This window comes from Gordonia polyisoprenivorans NBRC 16320 = JCM 10675, assembly GCF_000241325.1.
GTDB lineage: Bacteria > Actinomycetota > Actinomycetes > Mycobacteriales > Mycobacteriaceae > Gordonia > Gordonia polyisoprenivorans.
Genome location: NZ_BAEI01000026.1, coordinates 1 through 1272, shown reverse-complemented (window position 1 = coordinate 1272; position 1272 = coordinate 1). Strand labels below are relative to the sequence as shown.

The window sequence follows — 1272 nt, the reverse complement described above, 5'->3', positions numbered from 1 at the left end:
GGGACTGCTGCACGATCGGGTGACAGTGTCGGTGTCATGCCGCTGAGGCGGCTGTGTTGATGATCGTCTCGTATTCGACGGGCGTCAACCGGCCGAGGCGGACCTGACGGCGTCGGCGGTGGTAGGTCCGTTCGATCCAGGTGACGATCGCGATCCGCAGCTGCTCGCGGGTGGCCCACCGCTGCCGGTCGAGGACGTTGCGTTGCAGCAGCGCGAAGAACGATTCCATCGCTGCATTGTCGCCGGCGGCGCCGACGCGGCCCATCGATCCGACCAGGCCGTGCCGATTGAGTGCGGACACGAACTTCCGCGACCGGAACTGAGAACCCCTGTCCGAGTGGACAATACAACCAGCAACATCGCCGTCTCGGCGGGCGACCGCATGGTTGAGCGCAGCAACGGCGAGACGGGATTGCATGCGGTCATCGATGCTGTAGCCGACGATCCGCCCCGAGCAGGCATCCTTGATCGCGCAGAGGTAGAGCTTGCCTTCGTCGGTCCAGTGCTCGGTGATATCGGTCAACCACAATTGGTTCGGGGAGTCGGCGGTGAAGTCGCGTTCAACCAGGTCATCGTGCACCGGCGGCCCCGGCTTCTTACCGTTCTTCCCACGTTTCTTACCGAAGCTCGACCACCAGCCGTTGGCGCAGCAGATCCGCCACGCCGTCCTCGCGCTCATCGCCTGACCAGCGTGTTCGGCTTCGTCGGCGAGGAACCGGTACCCGAACTCCGGGTCCTCGCAGTGCGCATCGAACAGGGCGTTCGCCCGCGCGGCCGCGACCCGATCGGCGGTGGTGACCGCCTCCTTGAGCCACCGGTAGTAGGGCTGTCTGGCGAGCTTGAGTACCCGGCACGTCACCGCGACGGGGATTCCGTCGGCGGCGAGCTCCTTCACGAGCGGGTAGAACCTTTTCCCGGCAGGTTCGCCTGCGACAGATACGCCGCGGCCCGGCGCAGGACCTCATTCTCCTGCTCCAACAACCGGATTCGCTTGTTGGCCTCCCGCAACTCCGCCGACTGCCCCGACGTCATCCCAGGCTTGTTGCCGTCATCGATGTCGGCGCGTCGCATCCACTTCTGCAACGTCATCTCATGGATCCCGAAGTCCTTCGCGATCTGCGCGAGCGTCACACCGCTCTCACGATCCCGGGCAACCCGGACCACATCATCACGGAACTCTTTCGGATAAGGCTTAGGCACAGTAGTCATCCTTCCAGGCCGCCCTCCCGGGGCAAGCCAGATCAGATGTCACCTAACCGTGCACCAGTCCCG

Annotated in this window: 1 protein-coding gene; it reads right to left on the bottom strand. The window is 64.6% G+C overall.

All coding sequences use genetic code 11. From position 1 onward, the window contains the following. Positions 1-34 precede the first annotated feature (34 nt). A protein-coding gene (locus tag GOPIP_RS06810) for an IS3 family transposase (RefSeq protein WP_109860712.1) occupies positions 35-1200 on the bottom strand; the annotation gives its coding sequence in 2 pieces (ribosomal slippage) (positions 35-913 and positions 916-1200; 1164 coding nt in all). Positions 1201-1272: the final 72 nt, after the last annotated feature.